Genomic DNA, 21,619 nt, shown 5'->3' with positions numbered 1-21,619 from the left:
CGGGCGGACAGCGCGCGGCTGACGCGTGTCACCCTTCCCCGTTCGGGGCCACCCCGGAGCCCCATGCCGAACTCTGCAAACGCCAGCGGTCGCATCCTCGTCGTCGATGACCAGCCTGCGAACCTGCGTGTCGTCAGTTCGCTGCTGAGCCGTCACGGCTACGAAGTGCAAACGGCGCCCGACGGCGCCGAAGCGTTGGCGATGCTCGAAGCGCGCCAGCCCGACCTGCTGCTGCTCGACATGCTGATGCCGAACATGGACGGCTTCGCGCTACTGGCCGAGATCAAGCAGAACCCCGACCTGTTGCGCCTGCCGGTCGTGTTTCTCACCGTGGCCCAGGATCGCGAGCTGTTGCTGCGCGCGTTCGACGCCGGTGCGGTCGATTACGTCACCAAGCCCTTCATGCCCGAAGAGCTGCTCGCGCGCGTCAACGCGCACGTCGGTCTCAAGCAGACCCGCGACCGCCTCGAGCGCATCGCGCGCGAGCGCCAGGAGCTGGTGAACCTGGTCGCCCATGACCTGAAAAATCCGCTGTCGAGCATCTGGTTCGCCAGCGACATGCTGGTCAAGAACGAGACCAAGACCGAGCGCATTCCGCGCTACCACAAGATGATCCACGAGAGCGCCGAAGACGCGCTGGGCTACATCCGCCGCTACCTGGAAACCCAGGACACCTCGCGCAAGGCCGCCGAGGCCACGCAGGCCACCGGCCTGCGTGACGTGCTGGCGTGGATCATCGCGCGCTACGGGATGCAGTTCGAGGACCGGGGCGTGCAGTTGCATGTGCGTGCGCCCGATGCGGCGCCGATGGTCGCGATCGACGGCCTGGTGCTGCGTCAGGTCGCCGAGAACCTGATCACCAACGCGATCAAGTACGCACCCGACAGCGACGTCGACATCTCGCTGCGTGGTGGTGGCGCGGGCTTCTGGCAGCTGCTGGTGGAAGACCGCGGCCCGGGCATCGCCCGCGACCAGCAGCACGCGCTGTTCCGGCCGTTCCAGCGGCTGGCGCACGCCGGCACCGAAGACGGACGTTCCAGCGGTCTGGGCCTGTCGCTGGCCAAGCAGATCATCGTCGACCTGGGTGGCCAGCTCTGGTACGAGGACCGCGAAGGCGGCGGCGCCCGGTTCGTGATCGAGTTGCCGGAAATGCCGTCCGACGCGTAAGCGTTCGACAGCGCGGCGCCCGGGGCCAGACGGCCCGCATCGCGAGCCGGTTGGCGTGCAGATGGACTGCCGGCGACTCGGATCACGAGGACTTCGAACCGACGGTTCGGCGCGGATATGCCTGCCGCACCTGTCGCTTCAACACCTCAGCACGCAGCGGGTTCGGGCGCCTCGGAGCGCCGCGTCACGCCGACGGCAGCTCCGTTTTTTTTGCGTTCGCCCATAAAAAACGCGGGCCTGAGGCCCGCGTCCGGTCGACCTGCGCCTGGCCGCATGGCCAGCGCACGGGTGATCCTGTCGAACTCAGTCGTTGCTGTTCGAGGCGGCAGCGCCGCGACGCGTGGTGCGCTTGCGCGCAGGTGCCCGGGTGGGCTCGATGCGGCGCGAGCTGCCTTCCACCGCCCCGCCTTCCTTGCGCTTCTTGTACTGGCGGGCCGCGACCCAGACCAGACCGGCGCCGATCACCGACGCGGCGAGGATGGCCGGGTTGCGACGCAGGAAGCCGCCGGCGAGTTTGGTGCCGGTGCGCGCAGCGCCGAGCGCAACGCCCGTCTGCAGCCACTTCTCGGCGGAGTCGGGAATCGCATGACGCAGACTGTCGCCTGCCTGGCCGACCAGCGACAGTGCCTTGTCGGACAACGCTTCGAACTTGCTCATGGAATGACCTCGGATGTCCGATGTGGGAGCATGAGTCTTCGTTACCGGCTGTCGAACTGGCGTGAGCACTGTGCGGGCCAGTGCCGCCTGTTGTGCTGACGTTCGGCCAACCAGGCCGCGGCAATGCCGCTGTGGCGGCCACTGCGTGTCGACTGATGCGGAGTGGCGCGGTGTTGCCTGATGCGGCGCAGGGCACCCGGGCGTCCTCCGTCCGCGCCCCCGCCGCGGCCATGCGTCACCGTCGCCACGCGTCCTGATCGGACCCGCCTCAGGTACCGCGCGGTTTCGCACGATGCGTTGCGGGTGCGTTCCAAGGGTCTTCGGGCCAGGGATGCTTCGGATACCGCCCCTTCATTTCCTTGCGCACCTCCGGATACGTGCGTTCCCAAAAACCGGCGAGGTCCTGCGTGACCTGCAACGGGCGGCCGGCCGGCGACAGCAGATGGATCGTCAGCGGCACGCGGCCATCAGCGACGGTCGGCGTCTTCGCCAGGCCGAACAGTTCCTGCAGCTTGACCGCGAGCACCGGCGGCGCGGGCGTGCCGTCGGCCTCGATCGCGTAGTCAATCGCGCGCGCCATGCCCGACGGCACGGTGATGCGCACCGGCGCCAGACGGTCGAGCTGCTGGCGTAGCGACCAGTCCAGCTGGTTCTGCAGGGCATCGGCCAGCGCGTCCGCGCCGAGTGCATCGAGCCGGGTGATGCCGGCGAACGCCGGTCGCAGCCATGCGTCGCGCGTCGCCAGCAGCGTCGCGTCCGACACGTCGGGTAGCGCGAGTTCGGGCATCCACGCGCGCACCGCCTGCACGCGCGCCTGCCATTGGCGCAGGGCGTCGCGCCACGGCAGCACATCGAGGCCCAATGCGCCGACGGCATCGCTCAGCGCCTGCGCGGCCTGCGCCGGATCGACGCGGCCATTGGCTCGGGCGTCGAGCACGATGCCGTCGAAGCGGCGCACACGTTCACCGACCAAGGCGCGACGCTCAGCATCCCAGCGCGTCTCGTCGGCGTCGATGAAGCGTTCGGGCCATTGCCGCCGCAACCGTGCCTCGTCGATGGGCGCGCCGCGCAGCAGCAATGCGTCCTTGGCCTCGTGGCGCAGCTCGCTGGCGACGATCCATGTTTCGCCGCGCAACGTGCTGTCGTCGAACAGCCGCGCCATGCGGCCGTTGCTGAGCGTGTAACGGGCATCGTCGCGCGCGTGCCGATGGCCGATGCGATCGGGAAACGCATGGCCGAGCAGATCACCGAGCACGTGCACGGGTGCGGACGACGGCGGTGCGGCGTCGAGCTTCAGACGTCGCCGCCATTGCTTCGCGGCCGCATCGATTGCGGCGAGTGCGCCGCGCTGTGCATCGGCCGGCGTGCGTCCGCTGCGGAATGCGGCCAGCGCCTGCCAGCGCGCGGCGACGCCATCCGAGCGGGGTGTACCCGGCAACGGCCGCAGCGGATCGCGTGCTTCCAGCAGCGCACACAGATCGCAGGCCAGTGCGCGTTCGCCGGCATCCGCGCCGGCCAACAGCATCGCCGCGAGACGCGGATGGGTGCCGAGCGCGAGCATGCGACGGCCGGTCTGGGTGATCGCACCCCGCGTATCCAGCGCATCGAGGCGTTGCAGCAGATCGTGCGCGGCGCCCATCGCACCGGCCGGCGGCGCGTCCGGAAACACGAGTGATGGATCGCCCCAGGCGGCGAGTTCGAGGGCGAGCGCGGCCAGATCGACCTGCGCGATCTCCGGCCGCCGCTGCGGTTCGAGCCGCTGCGATTCCGGCCACAAGCGCAGCGCGACCCCCGAGGCGACGCGCCCCGCGCGACCGGCGCGCTGATCGGCCGAGGCCTGCGAGATGGACACGATCTCCAGCCGCGAGAAGCCACTGTTGGGATCGAAACGCGGCTCGCGCGCCTGACCGCTGTCGACGACGATGCGCACGCCCGGCAGCGTCACGCTGCTCTCGGCGACATTGGTCGCCAGCACCACGCGGCGACGACCATCGGTCGATGGCTGCAGCACATGCGTCTGCGCATCGACCGGCAGTTCGCCATGCAGCGCCAGCAGTTCGACATCGCCCGGCAACGCGGCTTCGAGCTGCGCGCGACAGCGCGCGATCTCGCGCTGGCCCGGCAGGAACACCAGCGCATCGCCAGGCTGCGTCGCCAGTGCATCGACGAGCACGCGACGCACCTGGTGCTCGAGCGCCTCGTCGCGCTTCGGCGGCGCATGCGACACGTCGACCGGAAAGCTGCGGCCCGCGCTCGACAGCCGCGGCGCATCGAGCCACGTCGCGATGCGCGCGCCGTCGAGCGTCGCCGACATCACCACCAGGCGCAGGTCTTCGCGCAGGCCGGTCTGCACGTCGCGCGCGAGTGCGAGGCCGAGATCGCCGGCGAGATGGCGCTCGTGGAACTCGTCGAACAGCAGCGCACCGACGTCGCACAGTTCCGGATCGTCCTGCAGCATGCGCGTCAGGATGCCTTCGGTGACGACCTCGATCCGCGTGCGCGCACTGACGCGCTGCTCGAAGCGGATGCGATAGCCGACGAGGCCGCCGATCTCGTCGCCGAGCTGGCGCGCCATGAAGCTTGCCGCAGAACGCGCGGCGACGCGTCGCGGTTCCAGCATCACGATCTTCTTCCCGGCCAGCCAGTCCGCGTCGTGCAGCGCCAGTGGCACCTGCGTGGTCTTGCCCGCGCCCGGCGGCGCTTCGAGCACCAGGCGCGGATGTGCGGCGAGGCTGGAGACGATCTCCGGCAACAACGACGTGATGGGAAAGACGGGAGCGGCGGCGTGCGTCACGGCGCACAGGCTAACGACGTCACGCATCGACGTCGATGCGCGCAGGCAAGGGTTTGCCCCGGTATCGACTGTCATCGGCGCCCGCCAGACTCGCCAGGTCCCCGCCATCGGATCCCTCATGCGCGCTCGCCTTCGCCGTCTTCCGCACGTCCTGCTGCTTTGCGGCCTGTCCGCGACCGCGCCTGCCGCGTTCGCCGAGGTGTTCATCAACGAGCTGCACTACGACAACGCGGGCGCGGATGTCGGCGAAGCGGTGGAGATCGTCGCGACCGCAGGCGAAAACCTGTCGGGGTATCGCGTGTGGCTCTACAACGGCAGCAACGCGCCCAACGCGGCGGCCACCTACGGCAACGTCGCGGTGCCGGCCGCGCAGACGCGCAGCTGCGGCGCGAGTGTCGGGATCGCCACGGTCACCTGGCCGCGCGACGGCCTGCAGAACGGATCCAACGACGGCATCGCACTGGTCGATAGCGCCGGCACCGTCGTGCAGTTCATCAGCTACGAGGGCACGATCGTCGCCGGCAACGGTCCTGCCGCCGGACTGACCAGCCAGAACCTGCCGGTGGCGGAAAGCGCGACCGCGCCCGTCGGCACGTCGCTGCAACTGACCGGCAACGGCAGCACGGCGGCCGACTTCGACTGGGCGCCGTCATCGACGCAGACCTTCGGTGCCTGCAACACCGGCCAGACCTTTGGAGGCAGTGGCGGTGGCGGCGATACCACGCCGCCGTCGATCACCGCGACCACGCCCGTCAGCGGCGCATCCGATTTCCCCGCGGCCGGCGATCTGTCGGTGTCCTTCAGCGAAACGGTCACGCTCGCCAACGGCGCGTTCGCGCTGCAGTGCGCGACCTCGGGCGCGGTGATGCTCGATCACGCCAACAGCGGCAGCAGCTTCGCGATCGGCACTGGCACTGCGCTGCATGCAGGCGAAGCCTGCACACTGACGGTCAACGCGAACGCAGTAACCGATGCCGCGGGTCTGTCGCCGGCCGCAAACACCGTCATCGCGTTCAATGTCGCCAGCGGCGGCGGCGGAGGCGATAGCGGCGCCTACTACGCACGCGTCAACACCAGCAGCCCCGGCCAGCTGCGCTGCTCGCTGCACGCGACGATCCGCGGCCACACGTCCTATCCCTACAGCGGCGGCACGACGAACACCTGGACGATCCTCGAAATCGCCGACGAGGATCCGGCCGACAGCGGCAAGATCCTCGACGTCTACCGCAACCGCAGCTACACCAAGGGCAGCGGCCGCGCGGGCACCGGCAGCGGGCTGACCTACAACCGCGAACACACCTGGCCCAAGTCGCTCGGCTTCCCCTCGACCAGCGGCGACAAGGGCCTGCCGAACGCGCCGCACACTGACGCGCACATGCTCTATCTCAGCGACACCGACCACAACTCGGCGCGCGGCAACAAACCGTTGGCCGACTGCACGGCCTCGGCCAACTGCAGCGAACGCGCAACCGAAGCCAACCAGGGCGTCGGCGGCGGCACCGGCCTGTTCCCGGGCAATTCCAACTGGACCAACGCCAACGGCTTCCAGGTCTGGGGCCATCGCCAGGGCGACATCGCCCGCGCGGTGCTGTACATGGCGATCCGCTACGAAGGCGGCGCGCATCCGACGACCGGTCAGGGCGAGCCGGACCTCGAACTGACCGACGACCGCAGCCGCATCGTGTCGACCTCGGCATCGCCGGCCTACATGGGCCTGCTGTCGACGCTGCTGGCCTGGCACCAGGCCGACCCGCCGGACGCCCGCGAGCGCGAACGCAACGAAGTGGTCTACAACTTCCAGGGCAACCGCAATCCCTTCATCGACCAGCCGCAATGGGCCACGCGCGCGCTGTTCGAGAGCACGACGCCGGCAAGTTGCCAATTGTTGAACTAGGTATTTGCACCTCTCCCTCTGGGAGAGGTCGACGCGCGAAGCGCGTCGGGTGAGGGTTGGGCTCTACAGGCGAATCGAGGGCATGCAGGGCGGGCTTCGAAGCCCGCCGTCTACACTGCACGCCCCACGTTCCCCGCAATCCGCCATGCAGCTGATCGATATCGGCGCCAATCTCACCCACGACAGCTTCGACCACGATCGCGACGCAGTGCTGCAGCGCGCACGCGAGGCGGGCGTGACGCGCATGGTGATCACCGGTGCCAGCCGCGAGCATTCGCCCAAAGCGCTCGAACTCGCGCAGGCGCATCCGGGTTTTCTGTACGCGACGGCGGGCGTGCATCCGCATCACGCGGTCGAGTACACCGCGGAGTGCGATGCAGAAATGCGCGCGCTGCTCGCGCATCCGGAAGTCGTCGCGGTCGGCGAGTGCGGTCTGGATTATTTCCGCGATTTCGCGCCGCGTCCGGCGCAGCGCAAGGCCTTCGAGCGGCAGCTGCAGAACGCTGCCGATACCGGCAAGCCGCTGTTCCTGCACCAGCGCGACGCGCACGACGACTTCGTCGCGATCATGCGCGAGTTCGAAGGCCGGATCGGTCCGGCGGTCGTGCACTGCTTCACGGCCGGCAAGCGCGAACTGTTCGAGTGTCTCGACCGCGACTGGCACATCGGCATCACCGGCTGGCTGTGCGACGAGCGCCGCGGCCAGCATCTGCGCGAGCTGGTGCCCAACATCCCGGCCAACCGCCTGATGGTCGAAACCGATGCGCCCTACCTGCTGCCGCGCACGCTCAAGCCGCTGCCGAAGGACCGCCGCAACGAACCGGCGTTCCTGCCGCACATCGTTGAGGCGCTCGCGCGCGATCGCGGTGAGGAGGTCGCGGTCACCGCAGACGCCACAACCGCAACGGCGGCCGCATTCTTCCGGCTACCGTAAAGACTCAGAAGCCCGACGGCATCAACAGCAGCAGGCCCGCACCCAGGCCGATGCGATAGATCGCGAAGCCGGTGAAGCGGTGGCGCTTGATGTAGCCGAGCAGCCACTTCACGACGATGAAACCGGTGACCATCGCCGCAACGAACGCGATCGCGACATCGCCCCAGGCTTCCTCGCCCAGGCCCTGGTCCATCCACAGTTCGAGGAACGCGTAGGCACTGGCGGCGAACATCGTCGGGATACCGACCAGGAACGCGAACTCGGCCGCGGCCGAGCGTCGGCTCAGGCCCAGCAGCATCGCCAGGAAGATCGTCGTCGCCGAACGCGAGGTGCCGGGGAACACGCCGGCCACCACCTGCGCCAGACCGACCGCGACCGCTACCGTCCACGTCACGTGCGTGTTGTCACCGCGTTTTTCGGCGAAGTACTCGGCCACCAGCATCCAGATGCCGCCGATGATCAGCGCCCACGCAACCGGAGTAACGGTCTCGGGCAGTTCCCAGCCGGCCATGCGTACCGGCAGGCCGACCAGCGCGGTGACCAGGAAGGCGACCGCGATCTTCATCGAATAATCGCGGTGCTCGCGGTTGCCCAGGCCCGTCGTCAGCTGCCAGACGCGCTGGCGGAACACCAGCAGCGTCGCGAGGATCGCGCCGGCCTGGATGACGATGTTGAAGAAGTCCGAGCGCGCGCCCAGCCAGTGCTGGGCGATCAGCAGGTGACCGGTGCTGGAGACGGGCAGGAATTCGGTGAGCCCCTCGATGATGCCGAGGAGCAGTGCGGAGATCGGATCGGACACGGCGTTTTTGCTGCGCGGGGGGCAAGCCCGCGAGGATACCGGTCGTCGACGCCCGCGCGAACCCGCGCGGGGCCAGCAGTCAGTCGCGCGCGGTGGCCGCGGTCTGCTTGAGTTCGCGGTAGCGAGTCAGCGCCGCCTGCAGGTCACCGCCCAGCGCGGCCTGTTCGCCGAGCTGCTGGTCGAGCACCGCAAGCTGGCGCTGCAGGTCGCTGTGCTGGCTGCGAATGCTGTCGACCAGTGGCTTGGCGACGGTCTCTCCGGCCAGCTCGCGCTCGCCGGCCTGGCGCAGCAGCGACAGCAGGCTGTTGCGCAGGTTGTCGACGCCCATGCGCGAGGTCTTGAGCGCTTCGTCCACCAGCACGATGCGCTCGCCGTAGGCGCGGCGCAGATCGGCTTCGGTCGCGTAGGACTCGACCATCGCCAGTTCCTGTCGCTGGCGCAGGGCCGCGGCCTCGGCATCGAGCTTCGCCTGCTGCGCAGCAGCGGCCGCTTCGCTGCGTTCCTCGGCGGTCAGCGCCCGGCTCACATGCGCGGTGGCCATGCCGCTGCGCGCGCTGATCTCGGTGCGCTCGGCATCCACCGCCGACGCCGGCAAAGCATCGCCGCACACGCGACGGCCGGCTTCGTTCCAGCAGTAGACCTTGCGGTCGGCGGTGGGCTTTTGCGCCAGCGCGCCGGTGGCGATGCAGGCCAGCAGCAGGCCGCCCATCAGTCGGTTCGGAAAATGCATGTCGTCCGTCCCCCTGACGGCCCGAAGCGTGGAATCAGCGTGTCGGTTCGCTGCCATGGCGTGCCCGATAGGCGAGCAGGCGGTCGCGTTCTGCCGCCAGTGTCGCGCTCTGGCCGACAAATGCAAGCAGGTCGGACAGCCCCGCGATGGCCACCACGGGCACGTCCTGCTCGCGTGCGACGCGCTGCGCGGCGGACTCCTGGCTATCCTCGGCCACGCGCTCCTGACGGTCGAGGGCAATGACGATGCCGGCCACCGTGCCGCCGCCGTCGGCGATCTGCCCCAGTGCTTCGCGGATCGCGGTGCCGGCGGTGATCACGTCGTCGACGATCAGCACCCGGCGTCCGGCCAGCGGCGCGCCGACCAGCAGGCCGCCCTCGCCATGCGCCTTGGCTTCCTTGCGGTTGAACGCGACCGGCAGATCGCGGCCACGGCGCGCGTACTCGCAGGCCAGCGCCGTCGCCAGCGGAATGCCCTTGTAGGCCGGGCCGAACAGCAGGTCGAACTCGACCCCGGCCGCGTCCAGCGCGTCGGCGTAACAGCCGGCCAGCGTGGCGATGGCGACACCGGAATCAAAACGCCCGGCATTGAAGAAATACGGACTGACGCGGCCGGACTTCAGCGTGAACTCGCCGAAGCGCAGTGCGTCGGCCTCGAGGGCGAGCTGCAGGAAACGGGTGCGATGGTCGGTCATGGCGCCCATTGTCCCACGCCGAGTGCGCGCAGCATCAGGTACTGCGGCCCGCCGCGGCCGCCGCGCATGCGCTCGCCGCTGTCGACGAAGCCGGCGCGCCGGTACAGCTGCACAGCAATCGTGTTGGCGGCATGCACGTTCAGCGCCAGCAGCACGCGCTCGGGATGTCGCTGGGTCAGATCCGCGCAGCAGGCCGCGAGCGTCGGCAGGCCGAGCCCGCGGCCCTGCCAGGCAACATCCAGCGCGAACGCCCGCAGCGTCGCAGTGCGCCGGTCCACGCCCTGTTTGCCGAAGGTCGCGGTCGGGTAATCGAGGCGATAGAAGCCAATGACGATGTCGCCCAGCAGCACCACCATCGCGTCGCTATCCGGGGCGGCCATCGCGTTGTCGACGGCGAAGACGATGTCGCCGGCGTAGATCGTCTGCGTCGCGGTGAGCGCCAGACAGCGCGCGGCCTCGGCCTGTGCGGCCGACGCCAATACAACGCAAGGCAGCAGAGCCGACGACATGCGCGGAGGATACGCGCTGCAAAGGCCGGACGGTCAGCGCGAATCCGGTAGGCTTGGCGCCGGTACATGTGCTGCAGGCCTGCATGAAAATCGTCAGCTTCAACGCCAACGGCGTGCGCTCCGCCGCGAGAAAAGGCTTCTTCGACTGGTTCGTCGCCCAGGACGCCGACGTGCTGTGCATGCAGGAAACCAAGGCGCAGGAACACCAGCTGCTGGGCGAATCCGGCCTGCATGCCGACTTCCTGCCCGCTGGCTACAAAGCCTGGTTCCGCGACGCGTCGACCAAGAAGGGCTACAGCGGTGTGGCCATCTACGCGCGCCGCGAACCCGACGAGATCCGCACGTCGCTCGGCTGGGCACCGTTCGACGAGGAAGGCCGCTACATCGAAGCGCGTTTCGGCAATCTCAGCGTGGTGTCGTTCTACATCCCGTCCGGCTCGTCGGGTGAGCTGCGCCAGGGCTTCAAGTTCGAAGTCATGGACTGGCTGAAACCCATCCTCGACGCATGGCTGGCCAGCGGTCGCGACTACGTACTGTGCGGCGACTGGAACATCGTGCGTGCGCGCAGCGACATCAAGAACTGGACCAGCAACCAGAAGAACTCCGGCTGCACGCCGCCCGAGCGCGCCTGGCTCAACGGCATGATCGGCGATGCCTGCGGCGATGGCCTGGTCGAGCCGCCCGCGACCGGCTGGCTCGACGCGTTGCGCGTGCTGCGCCCGGATGCGCCCGAGTACACCTGGTGGAGCAACCGCGGCGCCGCGCGTGCCAACAACGTGGGGTGGCGGATCGACTACCAGTTCATCACCCCGTCGCTGCGTGACCGCGTGCGCTCGGTCGCCGTGCATCCCGAGCCACGCTTCTCCGATCACGCCCCGCTGGTCGTGGACTACCGCGCGTGAGCGCGCCGGCCACCGAGGCCAAGCCGCGGCCTGGCTGGCGGACCGTCGTCGCCAGTCTGCGTCAGCGCAAGGTACTGGCGATGCTGCTGCTCGGCTTCAGCTCCGGTATTCCGATCTACCTGGTCGGCAACACGCTCGGCTACTGGATGCGCGAGAACGGCATCGAACTGTCGATGATCGGCTTTCTGTCATGGGTGGGCCTGGCGTACTCGCTGAAGTTTCTCTGGGCACCGCTGGTCGACAAGGCGGATGCGCCGATCTTCGGACGCTGGCTCGGGCGCCGGCGCGGCTGGATGCTGTTGGCGCAGATCGTCGTCGCCGCGGCACTGGTGGGCATGGTGCTGATCCAACCGCGCGAGGACGTGCTGACCATCGCTGGCATCGGCATCGACCGCCTGCTGGTGTTCGGCGCGCTCGCGCTGGCCGTTGCCTTCGCCTCGGCCACGCAGGACATCGTCATCGACGCCTGGCGCATCGAGAGCGCGTCGAACAACGAACAACAGGGCCTGCTGACGTCGACCTCCACGCTGGGCTACCGCGGCGCGCTGCTGGTGACCGACGCGCTGATCCTGATCATGGCCGCGCGTGTTGGCTGGACGGTTTCCTACTTGTGGATGGCGGCGCTGATGGGTGTGGGCGTGGTCGCGGTGATGATCGCGCGCGAGCCTGTCGCCAGTGAGATCGCAACGAACCAGCAGCCCACCCTGTGGACTGCGCGCGGACTGTTCGACGCGATCGTCGGGCCGTTCATCGCGTTCTTCGCCCAGCACGGCCGCTTCGCGTTCGTCATGCTGCTGGCGATCTGCCTGTACCGCATGCCGGATTTCGTGATGGGACCGATGGCGAATCCCTTCTATGCCGATCTCGGTCTCGCGAAGGAAACCGTCGGTGCCGTCCGCGGCTCGGTCGGCCTGGTCGCCACGATCGTCGGCATCGCCGCGGCCGGGCTGTCCGCGGTGCGCTTCGGGTTCATGCCGACCTTGCTCGCCGGCGCGGTGCTCGGACCGGGCTCGAACCTGGCCTTCGCCTATCTCGCGCTGCACGGTTCCGATGCGGGGGTCTTCACCGCGGCAATGGTGATCGACAACTTCTGCAGCGGCTACGCCGGCGTCGCACTGATCGGTTACATGTCGAGCCTGACGAGCCTCGGCTACACGGCCACGCAGTACGCGCTGCTGAGTTCGTTCTATGCCCTGGCGGGCAAGGTGCTCAAAGGCTTTTCCGGCGTGTGGGTGGAACAGCTGGCCGTGGGCCGCACGCTGCTTGAAGGTTACGCGCTCTTCTTCACCGGGACCGCGCTGATCGGCATCCCGGCGATCGCGCTGTGCATCGTGCTGTGGCGACGACCTCCGATCCCGCCTGCCATGGTCGCAACGCAGACCGGGACCTAGCTGCGCATCAGTCAGAGCGACGTGGTTGCAGACCCCCCGCAGCGTGTTTCGTGATCACTGCTGTGGTCGTGGTGCCGCACTTGTGTTCTTCTTTCGGTTCAGACTTGGGCGCGCCTCGACGACGCGACCGCCACGGGAGATATCACGAAATGACCGACATCGTGCTCAAGGATCTCGACCCCGCGCTGCTCGAGCGCATCACCGCTTATGCGGACACGCAGGGCTGGGGTCAGGCGCGCACGCTGCGGTTCCTGCTCGAGCAGGGTCTGCGGGCGAGCATCGGCGACGAGCGTGTGTCCCTGGACCCGGCCGAGGACGGCGTGCTGGCGGCGGCGATCGGCGCGCTTGAGCAGATCCCCGACGACACCTTCGCGCTGATCGGGCGTGGCCCGGCGCAGCCTGCCCCCGCGAGCTGAGGCGTTCGCCGTCCTGTAGGAGCGCGCTTGCGCGCGATGCCGTATTGCGGGAAAGCACCTCGCGCGCAAGCGCGCGCCTACAGAATCATGGGCGCGACGTCCCGCCGGACGGCTCAGGCCGGATGCACGACTCCGAGCACGCGAGGACCCGCCGCACCGGTGACCGACGGCAGGTTCCCCGGACGCCCGAGCACCGTCTGCCGCGCCAGCCACGCGAAGCCCATCGCCTCGACATGATCCGGATCGAGCCCGTGCGCGGCGCTCGATTCCACGGCCACCCCGGGTAACGCCTCGCCCAGCGCGCGCATCAGCGCGCCGTTGTGCACGCCGCCGCCGCAGCCGATCACCCGCGCGGTGCCCGGCTGGGTCGCGCGTAGGGCGTCAGTGATCGTCGCGACGCTGAGCGCGAGCAGCGTCGCCTGGATATCGGCAATGGATTCGCCGCCCTGCAATGCGGCGTCGACCCAGTCGAGATGGAACTGGTCGCGGCCGGTGGACTTGGGCGGTGGCGCCGCGAACCACGGCTCGGACCGCAGTCGCGCGAGCAGCCCAGCATCGACGCGTCCGCGCGCAGCCAGAGCGCCACCGCGATCGAAGGCCTCGCCGGTGTGGCGCAGGCACCACGCATCCATCAGCCCGTTGGCCGGGCCGGTGTCGAAGCCGCGGACCGGGCCGCCATCGCCCGGAAGCAGGGTCAGGTTGGCGATGCCGCCGAGGTTGAGCACCGCGCGGTCCTCGCCCGGACGCGACAGCAGCGCCGCATGCAGGGCGGGCAGCAGCGGCGCGCCATGGCCGCCGGCGGCGACATCGCGGCGACGGAAATCGGCGACTGTCGCCACGCCGGTGCCTTCGGCAATACGCGCACCGTCACCGAGTTGCAGCGTGAACGGCGCGCGGCCATCGTTGTCGCGGCCGCAGGGGCGGTGGCGCAGCGTCTGCCCATGCGAACCGATTGCGCGGATGTCAGCCGCCGTGAGTCCGGCATCGGTGATTGCGGCCAGTGCGGCATCGGCAAACGCATCGGCAATCAGCACGTCGAGTTCGCCGACGTCATCGAGCGTCAGTGACGCGGCCTGCTGGCCCAGCGCGACCAGACGCGCGCGCAGCGCTGGATCCCAGGGATAGGTGGCGCCGAAGCGCAGCTCCGCGTCCAGCGTACCGTCGGCGCGATCGTCGAAGCGGACGATGGCCGCGTCGATGCCGTCGGCGCTGGTGCCCGAAATCAGGCCGAGGAACAGATCGGACATGGCGTCAGCGTCGGGCGAAAGGAGAGTGCAAACGAAACGCCCGGCCGGAGCCGGGCGTTCGAGGCGGATCAGCCGCGGCCGTTGCCGGGCCGTGCGGCGTTCGCGACCTGCCGGTCGGGATCCGGCTTGGCCGGCACCTGCGCGTAGATCACGTTCTCGACTTCGCGGATGCGCGCCAGCGCCGGACCGGTCTGCTGGCGGAACTGCGCCAGCGCCGCGCCGCTGAGCGGATCGGGCTCGGGCATCGTGTGCTGCAGCGGATTGCGATGCACGCCGTTGACGCGGAATTCGTAATGCAGATGCGGGCCGGTCGACAGGCCGGTGGTGCCGACGTAGCCGATCACCGTGCCCTGCGCGACGCGCTGGCCCTGGCGGATGTTGCCGAAGCGCGACATGTGCGCGTACAGCGTGGTGTGGCCGCGACCATGGTCGAGCACCACCGTGTTGCCGTAACCGCCCTGCACGCCGCGGAACTGCACGCGTGCATCGCCGGCGGCCATGATCGGCGTGCCGGTCGGCGCGGCGTAGTCCACGCCCTTGTGCATGCGCATCGTGCCCAGCACCGGATGGCGGCGACTGCCGAAACGCGAGCTCAGGCGCGCGTACTGGATCGGCATGCGGATGAAGCTCTTCTTCAGCGGGCGGCCTTCGGCGTTGTAGTACTCGGCCTTGCCGTCCTGCTCGTAGCGGAACGCGCTGAAGGGCTTGCCCTTCGCGGTGAACACCGCCGCCTGCACCGGGCCGCTGCGGATCAGTTCGCCTTCGCGCCAGACCTGCTCGACGACGACACTGAAACGGTCGGTCTGGGTGACGTCGGTGTTGAAGTCGATGTCGTACTTGAAGACTTCGTCGGTCAGCGTGTTGATGTTCGCGCCCGACAGGCCCAGCTTGCGCGCCGAGTGGAACAGCGAACGTCCCACTTCACCGCTGATGACGACATTGCGGATCTCGACCGGGCGCTCGACGACTTCCTCGCGGACGGTATCGCCGACCAGGCTCAGCTCGACGCGTTCGGTATCGCTGCGGTCGTAGCGGAGCTTGTTGAGGGTGCCGTCGAGGCTGAGATCGAAGCCCAGCTCGGTGCCCGGCCGCATGCGCGTCAGCTTGGCCTTGGCATCGGGCAGCTCGAGGATGCGGTGCATCGTCGAGGCGGGCAGATCGAGGTCGGAAAAGATCGAGCCGAGCGTCTGGCCGCGTTCGACGGTGACCAGCTGCCAGTTGTCGTGGGTCTGCTGCGCGGTGCGCTGGGTGGCGGTGAGCGGCGGCAGCGCCAGCGACATCGTCACCAGATCGTGCTGCGGCTGGGCATCGCCGCGCATGGCCTGCGAGACGCCGGGCACGAGGGCAACAACCAGTACGCCGAGCGTGGCGAAGAGGCTGGCATGGCCCCAGTCGCGACGCGTCCAGCGGCCGGGATACAGATGCCGGCGCGGTGCGAGCTCCTGCTGCCTGTTCCGGGCCGCAGCCTGCAGGTTGTCGTGGAGCACCTGCTGGTGGTGCGCGTCGGCCTGGGGTGGCGGGACGGAATTCGTCATCGTGGGCGGGTCCGGATGGCGTGAACGGCGTGTCAGCGGGGTAACATAGAGACGTGAGGTCCATGCGTCAAATGCCTGACCGGACTCGAATTTTTCCCTCGTTCACCGGATAACGAAGCCTTAACTTGGCGTGTCCGTATTCACTTTCCAGCCATCTACGAGATCCCTGCGCCGATGTCCCTGCAGCCCGCCACCGCTCCCCTCGACCTGATCGCACGCGGCACGGACGAGATTCTCAAGCGTGACGACCTCGAAGCGCGTCTGAAGCTCGGACGTCCGCTGCGGATCAAGGCCGGCTTCGACCCGACCGCGCCGGACCTGCACCTGGGCCACACGGTGCTGCTCAACAAGCTGCGCCAGTTCCAGGACCTCGGCCATCAGGTGATCTTCCTGATCGGCGACTTCACCGGGATGATCGGCGACCCGTCCGGCAAGAGCGCGACCCGCAAGTCGCTGTCTCGCGAGGACGTGCTGGCCAACGCCGAGACGTACAAGGCGCAGGTGTTCAAGGTGCTGGACGAGGCGAAGACGGAAGTGCGCTTCAACTCCGAGTGGTTCGGCACGATGGGCGCCGCCGACATGATTCGGCTCGCGTCCTCGCACACCGTCGCGCGGATGCTCGAGCGCGACGATTTCGCCAAGCGCTACGCCGGCCAGCAGCCGATCGCGATCCACGAGTTCCTCTACCCGCTGGTCCAGGGCTACGACTCCGTGGCGCTGCAGGCCGACGTCGAATGCGGCGGCACCGACCAGAAGTTCAACCTGCTGATGGGCCGCGGCCTGCAGGAAAGCCACGGCCAGGCGCCGCAGATCGTGCTGACCATGCCGCTGCTGGTCGGGCTCGACGGTGTCAACAAGATGGGCAAGTCGCTCGGCAACTACATCGGCGTGACCGAGCCGGCGATCGACATGGTCAACAAGACCATGAAGATCGGCGATGCGCTGATGTGGGACTGGATCGAACTGCTGAGCTTCGACATCGGCATCGACGAGGCGAAGGCACTGAAGGCCGAGGTCGAAGCCGGCACGCTGAACCCGCGCGATGTGAAGCTGCGCCTAGCGCGCGAACTCGCCACGCGCTTCCACGACGCCGACGCGGCCGAGCTCGCGATCCGTGGCTGGCAGGTCGCGATCTCCGGCGAAGGCGATGTGTCGCTGCTGCCGCTGCAGGACGTGACCGTGCCGGCCGAGGGCTTGCGCATCGGCGCGCTGCTGACGGCGGCCGGCATCACCCCGAGCAACTCCGAAGCCGGCCGCAAGCTGAAAGAGCGCGCGGTCAAGGTCGACGGCGCCGTGGTCGACGACGCGGGGCTGGAATTCAAGCCCGGCTTCGAGGGCGTGCTGCAGGTCGGCAAGCGCAACTTTGCACGGGTGCGGCTGGTCGCCGGCTGAGGCCGAACACCGCGACGGAACGCCCGCCCCAGAGCGCTTGATTCGTTCCGGCGCATGCAACACCATGATCAGATGGAATCCGGCGCAATGAAGTCCCGCGAGCTAAGAACGCGCGCACATTGCGTCGTCCAGCAACCGAAGTAGCGGACTTCGGTGCCCTGGCGCCACATACTGTTCCCCGCAGCATTGATCGTGAACTGCCACGTCCCGTCTTCCCGACGGAGCCTGCCGGTGATCTTGCAGGCTGCCGTGTCGAAACGATGGATGTATTCAGCAAATCCGTCGGGTTCGCTTTGCCGGAAGGATTCCTCGGCCTGACGCGGCGTCAGGGACCAGTCGTGGCAGGGCTCGAGAACATCGCCACGTGCGGACGACGTCGAATCAACCATCGCAGCCGAGAGCTCCATCACCCGGAGCGATGGTGCCGGGGGTAATGGCGTGGCGCTGACTGCAAGGCCGGCAGGAAGCAGTGCGGCACACAAGCGAAGTTCCGCCAATCCATTCCCGTCGAACGTCGCTGGCTGCGCCAGCTGTTCCGGCAGCACGTTGGTCTTCTGCGAGCATCGAAATCGGACATCCCGCGCCCTTCAGTCGGGCGCCATGCCATCGGGAGGCAGCAGCAAAAGCGGTTCGCAGGTTTCGGATGCGCAACCAAAATGCCGCATCGTTTCGCCGTTACGCCAGATCGCCGTCCCGCCGCCGTTGATCTGGAACGTCCACACGCGCCCCTCGGCAGACAAACGACCGCTGACACCGCAGGCGACTTGGTAAAACTCGCCATACGGCACTTCGGAATACGTCTGGCTGGACCGGAAGAAACGATCGACCTGTTGGGGCGAGAGCGTCCACGCCTGGCACGCGTCTTCTAGCGGATCACCGGGCGCGCCATGGTAGTCGGGCGACGAGATACTCAGGATTCGGAGGTTGCCATCCGCTGCCTCATCGGCGTGCTTCCCGGCGCAAGCAGTAATGGAGAACATCGCTGAAAGAAGGGCGCCTGTCCTGAAAGCGCGTGCGCGTCGGTGGTTGTGGGTGGCCATCTTATTCGTCTCCCGACGCATTCCAGAGGCCGGCGCCTTCGCCAGCGGTTTTGTATGAGATGAGGTCGTGCTCGTAGATGTCCGTGTCGGTCAGCGAGTAGGCATCCTGCAGAATCGAGATGATGTTCGCGATCGATTCGGCCTGCTCGGCAGTCGGCGTTTCCCACTCAGGTGTTCCCTTGTCGTTCGGGCCGCAGTTCTTGACACAGCGCGACACGGTTTCGATCCCGACGCTGTCTTCGTTCATGGGATAGCGCGTTGGGTAGGGCTTGCCCTTCTCATGATCGTGGAGCCGCTTCGGGGCCCATCCGAAGCCGCGGATCTCTTCCATTTCGTCCGCCGGGCAGTTGCTCGCCTCGTAGCAGCGGGAACGGATGCGGCCGACGTGCGATGTGTGCTTGTGCAGGCTCGCAGTCTGATAGACGGTGCCGTCCTTATCGACATAGAAATGCGTGCCGATACCCGAGTTCGCCGAGTTGAGCGCGCTTTGCACGCTGGCACCATCTGTGCGGTGGAGGATGATCGCGACGGGTCCGGTCATCGCGCGCTTCTCCAACGCAGCGATTGGTTGATGTACGAAACCAGCGTTCTGCACGTAGCCGTTCTCTCCCACATAGACCGCGACCGAGAGCTCGGCACGTCGGGTGTTGCTGCTGTCGGAGGTCGATGAACTGCCGACTTCAGTGAACTTTCTCAACTTGGCGTTCATGGCCCTTCCTCCTCCAGTTCGATTCTCAACCTCTCGCAACATTCGGAGATAGCCAACCGGGTCGTGCCCTGCGGGTCGGTGGTTCCTTCCTCACAGCGACCGTCCTCATGGAAAATCCGGTAGCGCCGATTCGCCAACGGCTTGCCGGTCAACTCCGATTTGAGGATGAAAGCCTCGTCGAATGCCATGGGCGCGGCAGACACGCCTGCCGCCAGCGGGGTTGCCGCAGCGGGAATCGAGAATGTTGCTGCGATGGCCCCTGCATCCAGAAATACATGTGACTGACGTACCGCGAGCACTTTGCAGCCGCACGCCAGCGTACTGCCGTGCAAGGCAACAGGCTGGCCGTCGATGATGGTGGTCGGGTCTCCATCGGCGATCGGAAACGCGCCCTTGTGGGTGGGGCAGGTCGCCTGGTCTCCAATCCTTGCGACTGGGAATCCGTCGATATCCGTAAATGGCGAGCCGCCTACCACGGTGCCGCCGCTGCTGGTGGCGTCGCCTTGCACGATCCAGGTCCGCGCCATCTCCCATCTCCTTTGGGTAAAGCGCTTCGATGCTAGCGCCGCTGTGCGCGTGCCACCATCGCAAAACAACCCAGTTCCGTGTCAGGCTTTGATGAATTAGCGGGATCGCATATCGTTTGGTTGGACTTTGGGCGTCATGACTCCGGCCCACGCGCCGCTTCCGGAACAGGCGGTACGAACGGGCTTTCACGCCACAGCCCCACCCCGGCACGTCGCATGGGTCCGCGAGGGCGAGCAGGGCGAAATCTTCGTGGGTGCCGCCACAGGCGTGGGTCGCGGCGTAGCGGGCGAAGTCGAAACGCGCGCGCGCCGCACCTTTTCGTCGGCGACGCATTGCGCGCCGGCGTAATGCCCGGTCAGCCGGCCCTCGCGATCGGCCAGCGACGAGCACAGCCAGTCGCTACCCTGCGCCGCGCACCACGGCTCCACGGCTCCACGTAGACAGATCGTCCCACCCAACCCTCCCCCGCGTATGCGGGGAGGGCTTCAAGCCTCAACGCGCCGGCTCTGCCCGCGCCGCATCACTCGTCACCCGTCGCGCGCTGAACTCGCTGTCGGCGTCCCACGCTGGCCAACCCTTGCCATTGGCCAGCGCTTCGGCGAGTCGGTAGACGGTGCGGGTGTCGGCGGTCGGGCCGGCCATGTCCCAGCTGTCGTCGAAGGCGTCGCCCGGTTGGTGGTAGCGGTTGGCGAAATAATCGGCGCGTGCGGCCTTGCCGCCGACGATGCCGCCGTCGAGCTGGTCCATGCCGGGGCCGATCGTGATCGCCGGCACGCCGGCCTGCGCAAAGGCGAAATGGTCGGCGCGGTAGAACAGGCCGGCTTCGAGATTCGGATCCGGCGACCAGCCGCGGCCCTCGACCGCGGCGGCCGTGGCGAGATCGCGTTCCAGCGACACGCGGCCCTTGCCCCAGGACGAGATGTCATGCGTTTCGCCGTCCGGACTCCACATTTCCATGTTGAGCACCGCGGCCGTCGTCTCCAGCGGACGCAGCGGATTGGCCGCGTAGTAGGTCGCGCCGAGCAGGCCGTTTTCCTCCGCCGTCAGCGCGATGAACTGCAGCGTTCGCGCCGGACGCGGGCCGGCAGCGAAGACGCGCGCGAGTTCGATCATCGAGGCGATCGCGGTGGCGTTGTCGACCGCGCCGTTGATGATCGCGTCGCCGTTGTCGTCGGGCTCGCCGACGCCGAAGCTGTCCCAGTGGCCGGACAGGATCACCGTCTCGTCGGGTTGCGATGCGCCCGGCAGCACGCCGACCACGTTGTGGCTGGTCACGCGGTCGCGCTTGACCTTGAACGCGAGATCGAGCGTGGCATCGCCGAGCGCGCCGCCGCGAAAGCCGGCCTGCTGCGCGCGACGTTTCTCGGCATCGAAATCGAGTCCGGCGTCCTGGAACAGCTGCTCGGCGACGCTGCGCTGGATCCAGCCGCGCATCGGCAGGTGGTGCGTGTCGGCGTCCGCGCGGACGATGTCGTATTGCGGTCCGGCACGGCCGTTGCGCACCGTCGCCCAGGGATACGAGGCCGGCTCGGTCTCGTGCACGATCAGCACGCCGGCGGCGCCGCGCTTCGCCGCTTCCTCGTACTTGTAGGTCCAGCGGCCATACCAGGTCAGCGCGCGTCCGCCGAAGCGGCCGGGCTCGGCGGCTTCGAAATCCGGGTCGTTGATCAGCACGACGACGACCTTGCCGGCGACATCGAGCCCGGCGTAATCGTCCCAGTCGAGTTCGGGTGCGGTGATGCCATAGCCGGCGAACACCAGCGGCGTGTCCGACAGATCGACGCCCGTACCCGGACGCAGGGTTTCCACCGCGATATCGTCGCCGTTGGCCAGCGCCCGCGTCGCCCCGCCCACATGCAGTTGCGCGGTCACCGGGCCCTCGATGACGCTGCGTTCCAGCGTGACCGCCTGTGTCCAGCCGCCGTCGTCACCGCCGGGCTCGAGGCCCGCTTGCGCAAATTGCGCGCTGATGTAGTCGACCGTCAGGCGCTCGCCTTCGGTGGTCGGCGCGCGACCTTCGAACTCGTCGGACGCCAGCACTGAAAGATGTCGGGCGAGGTTGTCGGCCTGGATGCCACCTCCGGGAATGGCGGCCGTCGCGGGCGCGGTGGCGGAAGCCGCGCCATCAGGCACAACAGGCGTCGACGGTGTGCAGGCGGCGAGCAGCAGCGTGCAGGCGATGGCGGTCAGGCAGCGCGGTCGGGACATCGGCGAATCCGTGAACGGGTTGCCGGCCATGATGCCGCAAGTGGCCCGGGCCGCCGCCGATTGGCTACAGTGG

20 protein-coding genes are annotated in these 21,619 nt (G+C 68.1%); 7 read left to right on the top strand and 13 right to left on the bottom strand.

The genetic code is table 11. The annotated features are described in order from the left end of the window. Positions 1-63 precede the first annotated feature (63 nt). Positions 64-1,167, top strand: coding sequence for a hybrid sensor histidine kinase/response regulator (locus tag J2W68_RS16280; protein WP_310237972.1), 1,104 nt, complete (start codon positions 64-66; stop codon positions 1,165-1,167). Between the two features lie 303 nt (positions 1,168-1,470). Here J2W68_RS16280 and J2W68_RS16275 read toward each other — a convergent pair whose 3' ends face one another. Beyond that, positions 1,471-1,824, bottom strand: coding sequence for a hypothetical protein (locus J2W68_RS16275; RefSeq protein ID WP_310237968.1), 354 nt, complete (start codon positions 1,822-1,824; stop codon positions 1,471-1,473). Positions 1,825-2,092: 268 nt separating this feature from the next. Beyond that, positions 2,093-4,645: an ATP-dependent helicase HrpB gene (hrpB, locus tag J2W68_RS16270; RefSeq protein WP_310237965.1), complete on the bottom strand. Its 2,553-nt coding sequence runs from the start codon at positions 4,643-4,645 to the stop codon at positions 2,093-2,095. 91 nt (positions 4,646-4,736) lie between these two features. Between hrpB and J2W68_RS16265 the strand changes: the two genes are divergently transcribed. Both J2W68_RS16265 and J2W68_RS16260 read left to right on the top strand, forming a co-directional pair. Beyond that, positions 4,737-6,512, top strand: coding sequence for an endonuclease (locus J2W68_RS16265; RefSeq protein WP_310237962.1), 1,776 nt, complete (start codon positions 4,737-4,739; stop codon positions 6,510-6,512). A gap of 145 nt (positions 6,513-6,657) precedes the next feature. Continuing rightward, the gene (locus tag J2W68_RS16260; protein WP_310237960.1) at positions 6,658-7,446 is read left to right on the top strand and encodes a TatD family hydrolase; all 789 of its coding nucleotides are present in this window, start codon (positions 6,658-6,660) and stop codon (positions 7,444-7,446) included. Between the two features lie 4 nt (positions 7,447-7,450). Here the strand turns inward: J2W68_RS16260 and J2W68_RS16255 are convergent, their stop codons facing one another. The 4 genes from J2W68_RS16255 to J2W68_RS16240 form a co-directional block, all read right to left on the bottom strand. After that, positions 7,451-8,245: an undecaprenyl-diphosphate phosphatase gene (locus J2W68_RS16255; RefSeq protein WP_310237959.1), complete on the bottom strand. Its 795-nt coding sequence runs from the start codon at positions 8,243-8,245 to the stop codon at positions 7,451-7,453. Positions 8,246-8,324: 79 nt separating this feature from the next. Continuing rightward, positions 8,325-8,975: a hypothetical protein gene (locus J2W68_RS16250; RefSeq protein WP_310237956.1), complete on the bottom strand. Its 651-nt coding sequence runs from the start codon at positions 8,973-8,975 to the stop codon at positions 8,325-8,327. A 34-nt stretch (positions 8,976-9,009) separates the two neighbouring features. Continuing rightward, a complete protein-coding gene (gene pyrE, locus J2W68_RS16245) occupies positions 9,010-9,669 on the bottom strand; it encodes an orotate phosphoribosyltransferase (RefSeq protein WP_310237954.1) in 660 nt (219 codons plus the stop codon). Beyond that, positions 9,666-10,178 carry a GNAT family N-acetyltransferase gene (locus tag J2W68_RS16240; RefSeq protein ID WP_310237951.1) on the bottom strand — a complete coding sequence of 171 codons (513 nt, stop codon included), beginning with the start codon at positions 10,176-10,178 and terminating at the stop codon, positions 9,666-9,668. Before J2W68_RS16240 ends, pyrE begins: the two co-directional genes overlap by 4 nt. 83 nt (positions 10,179-10,261) lie before the next feature. On the opposite strand from J2W68_RS16240, the gene J2W68_RS16235 reads away from it, so the two are divergent. The 3 genes from J2W68_RS16235 to J2W68_RS16225 all read left to right on the top strand — a co-directional run bounded on the left by J2W68_RS16235 (position 10,262) and on the right by J2W68_RS16225 (position 12,887). Continuing rightward, a complete protein-coding gene (locus tag J2W68_RS16235; RefSeq protein WP_310237949.1) occupies positions 10,262-11,080 on the top strand; it encodes an exodeoxyribonuclease III in 819 nt (272 codons plus the stop codon). Beyond that, a complete protein-coding gene (locus J2W68_RS16230) occupies positions 11,077-12,471 on the top strand; it encodes an AmpG family muropeptide MFS transporter (RefSeq protein ID WP_310237946.1) in 1,395 nt (464 codons plus the stop codon). Before J2W68_RS16235 ends, J2W68_RS16230 begins: the two co-directional genes overlap by 4 nt. Positions 12,472-12,620: 149 nt before the next feature. Beyond that, positions 12,621-12,887 carry a hypothetical protein gene (locus J2W68_RS16225; protein ID WP_310237944.1) on the top strand — a complete coding sequence of 89 codons (267 nt, stop codon included), beginning with the start codon at positions 12,621-12,623 and terminating at the stop codon, positions 12,885-12,887. Between the two features lie 113 nt (positions 12,888-13,000). Here the strand turns inward: J2W68_RS16225 and J2W68_RS16220 are convergent, their stop codons facing one another. Then, positions 13,001-14,134, bottom strand: coding sequence for an anhydro-N-acetylmuramic acid kinase (locus J2W68_RS16220; protein ID WP_310237941.1), 1,134 nt, complete (start codon positions 14,132-14,134; stop codon positions 13,001-13,003). A 68-nt stretch (positions 14,135-14,202) separates the two neighbouring features. Further along, a complete protein-coding gene (locus J2W68_RS16215; protein ID WP_310237939.1) occupies positions 14,203-15,669 on the bottom strand; it encodes a M23 family metallopeptidase in 1,467 nt (488 codons plus the stop codon). Between the two features lie 174 nt (positions 15,670-15,843). Between J2W68_RS16215 and tyrS the strand changes: the two genes are divergently transcribed. Continuing rightward, positions 15,844-17,061, top strand: a complete 1,218-nt coding sequence (tyrS, locus tag J2W68_RS16210) for a tyrosine--tRNA ligase (protein WP_310237936.1) — start codon at positions 15,844-15,846, stop codon at positions 17,059-17,061. A 68-nt stretch (positions 17,062-17,129) separates the two neighbouring features. Here the strand turns inward: tyrS and J2W68_RS16205 are convergent, their stop codons facing one another. From J2W68_RS16205 to J2W68_RS16185, 5 genes are all read right to left on the bottom strand, one after another. After that, positions 17,130-17,606: a hypothetical protein gene (locus J2W68_RS16205; protein ID WP_310237933.1), complete on the bottom strand. Its 477-nt coding sequence runs from the start codon at positions 17,604-17,606 to the stop codon at positions 17,130-17,132. A gap of 42 nt (positions 17,607-17,648) precedes the next feature. Next, entirely contained in the window at positions 17,649-18,101 is a 453-nt protein-coding gene (locus J2W68_RS16200; RefSeq protein WP_310237930.1) for a hypothetical protein, read from the bottom strand. Between the two features lies 1 nt (position 18,102). Beyond that, the gene (locus J2W68_RS16195; protein WP_310237927.1) at positions 18,103-18,810 is read right to left on the bottom strand and encodes a peptidoglycan recognition protein family protein; all 708 of its coding nucleotides are present in this window, start codon (positions 18,808-18,810) and stop codon (positions 18,103-18,105) included. Beyond that, entirely contained in the window at positions 18,807-19,337 is a 531-nt protein-coding gene (locus tag J2W68_RS16190) for a PAAR domain-containing protein (RefSeq protein ID WP_310237925.1), read from the bottom strand. The genes J2W68_RS16195 and J2W68_RS16190 overlap by 4 nt, the downstream gene beginning before the upstream one ends. 493 nt (positions 19,338-19,830) lie before the next feature. Beyond that, positions 19,831-21,546 (bottom strand): M28 family metallopeptidase, encoded by a 1,716-nt coding sequence (locus J2W68_RS16185; protein ID WP_310237921.1) that lies wholly within the window; start codon positions 21,544-21,546, stop codon positions 19,831-19,833. Positions 21,547-21,619: the final 73 nt, after the last annotated feature.

Origin of the sequence: Luteimonas terrae (genome assembly GCF_031457535.1) — a bacterium.
Classification (GTDB): domain Bacteria; phylum Pseudomonadota; class Gammaproteobacteria; order Xanthomonadales; family Xanthomonadaceae; genus Luteimonas; species Luteimonas terrae_A.
The sequence above is the reverse complement of the archived record's forward strand: the minus strand, read 5'-3'. Positions and strand labels throughout refer to the sequence as shown.

Coding starts and splice junctions, on each gene's coding strand:
- J2W68_RS16280 (WP_310237972.1), top strand. CDS start 64: ATGCCGAACTCTGCAAACGCCAGCGGTCGCATCCTCGTCGTCGATGAC.
- J2W68_RS16275 (WP_310237968.1), bottom strand. CDS start 1,824: ATGAGCAAGTTCGAAGCGTTGTCCGACAAGGCACTGTCGCTGGTCGGC.
- hrpB (WP_310237965.1), bottom strand. CDS start 4,645: ATGCGTGACGTCGTTAGCCTGTGCGCCGTGACGCACGCCGCCGCTCCC.
- J2W68_RS16265 (WP_310237962.1), top strand. CDS start 4,737: ATGCGCGCTCGCCTTCGCCGTCTTCCGCACGTCCTGCTGCTTTGCGGC.
- J2W68_RS16260 (WP_310237960.1), top strand. CDS start 6,658: ATGCAGCTGATCGATATCGGCGCCAATCTCACCCACGACAGCTTCGAC.
- J2W68_RS16250 (WP_310237956.1), bottom strand. CDS start 8,975: ATGCATTTTCCGAACCGACTGATGGGCGGCCTGCTGCTGGCCTGCATC.
- pyrE (WP_310237954.1), bottom strand. CDS start 9,669: ATGACCGACCATCGCACCCGTTTCCTGCAGCTCGCCCTCGAGGCCGAC.
- J2W68_RS16240 (WP_310237951.1), bottom strand. CDS start 10,178: ATGTCGTCGGCTCTGCTGCCTTGCGTTGTATTGGCGTCGGCCGCACAG.
- J2W68_RS16235 (WP_310237949.1), top strand. CDS start 10,262: ATGAAAATCGTCAGCTTCAACGCCAACGGCGTGCGCTCCGCCGCGAGA.
- J2W68_RS16225 (WP_310237944.1), top strand. CDS start 12,621: ATGACCGACATCGTGCTCAAGGATCTCGACCCCGCGCTGCTCGAGCGC.
- J2W68_RS16220 (WP_310237941.1), bottom strand. CDS start 14,134: ATGTCCGATCTGTTCCTCGGCCTGATTTCGGGCACCAGCGCCGACGGC.
- J2W68_RS16215 (WP_310237939.1), bottom strand. CDS start 15,669: ATGACGAATTCCGTCCCGCCACCCCAGGCCGACGCGCACCACCAGCAG.
- tyrS (WP_310237936.1), top strand. CDS start 15,844: ATGTCCCTGCAGCCCGCCACCGCTCCCCTCGACCTGATCGCACGCGGC.
- J2W68_RS16200 (WP_310237930.1), bottom strand. CDS start 18,101: ATGGCCACCCACAACCACCGACGCGCACGCGCTTTCAGGACAGGCGCC.
- J2W68_RS16195 (WP_310237927.1), bottom strand. CDS start 18,810: ATGAACGCCAAGTTGAGAAAGTTCACTGAAGTCGGCAGTTCATCGACC.
- J2W68_RS16190 (WP_310237925.1), bottom strand. CDS start 19,337: ATGGCGCGGACCTGGATCGTGCAAGGCGACGCCACCAGCAGCGGCGGC.
- J2W68_RS16185 (WP_310237921.1), bottom strand. CDS start 21,546: ATGTCCCGACCGCGCTGCCTGACCGCCATCGCCTGCACGCTGCTGCTC.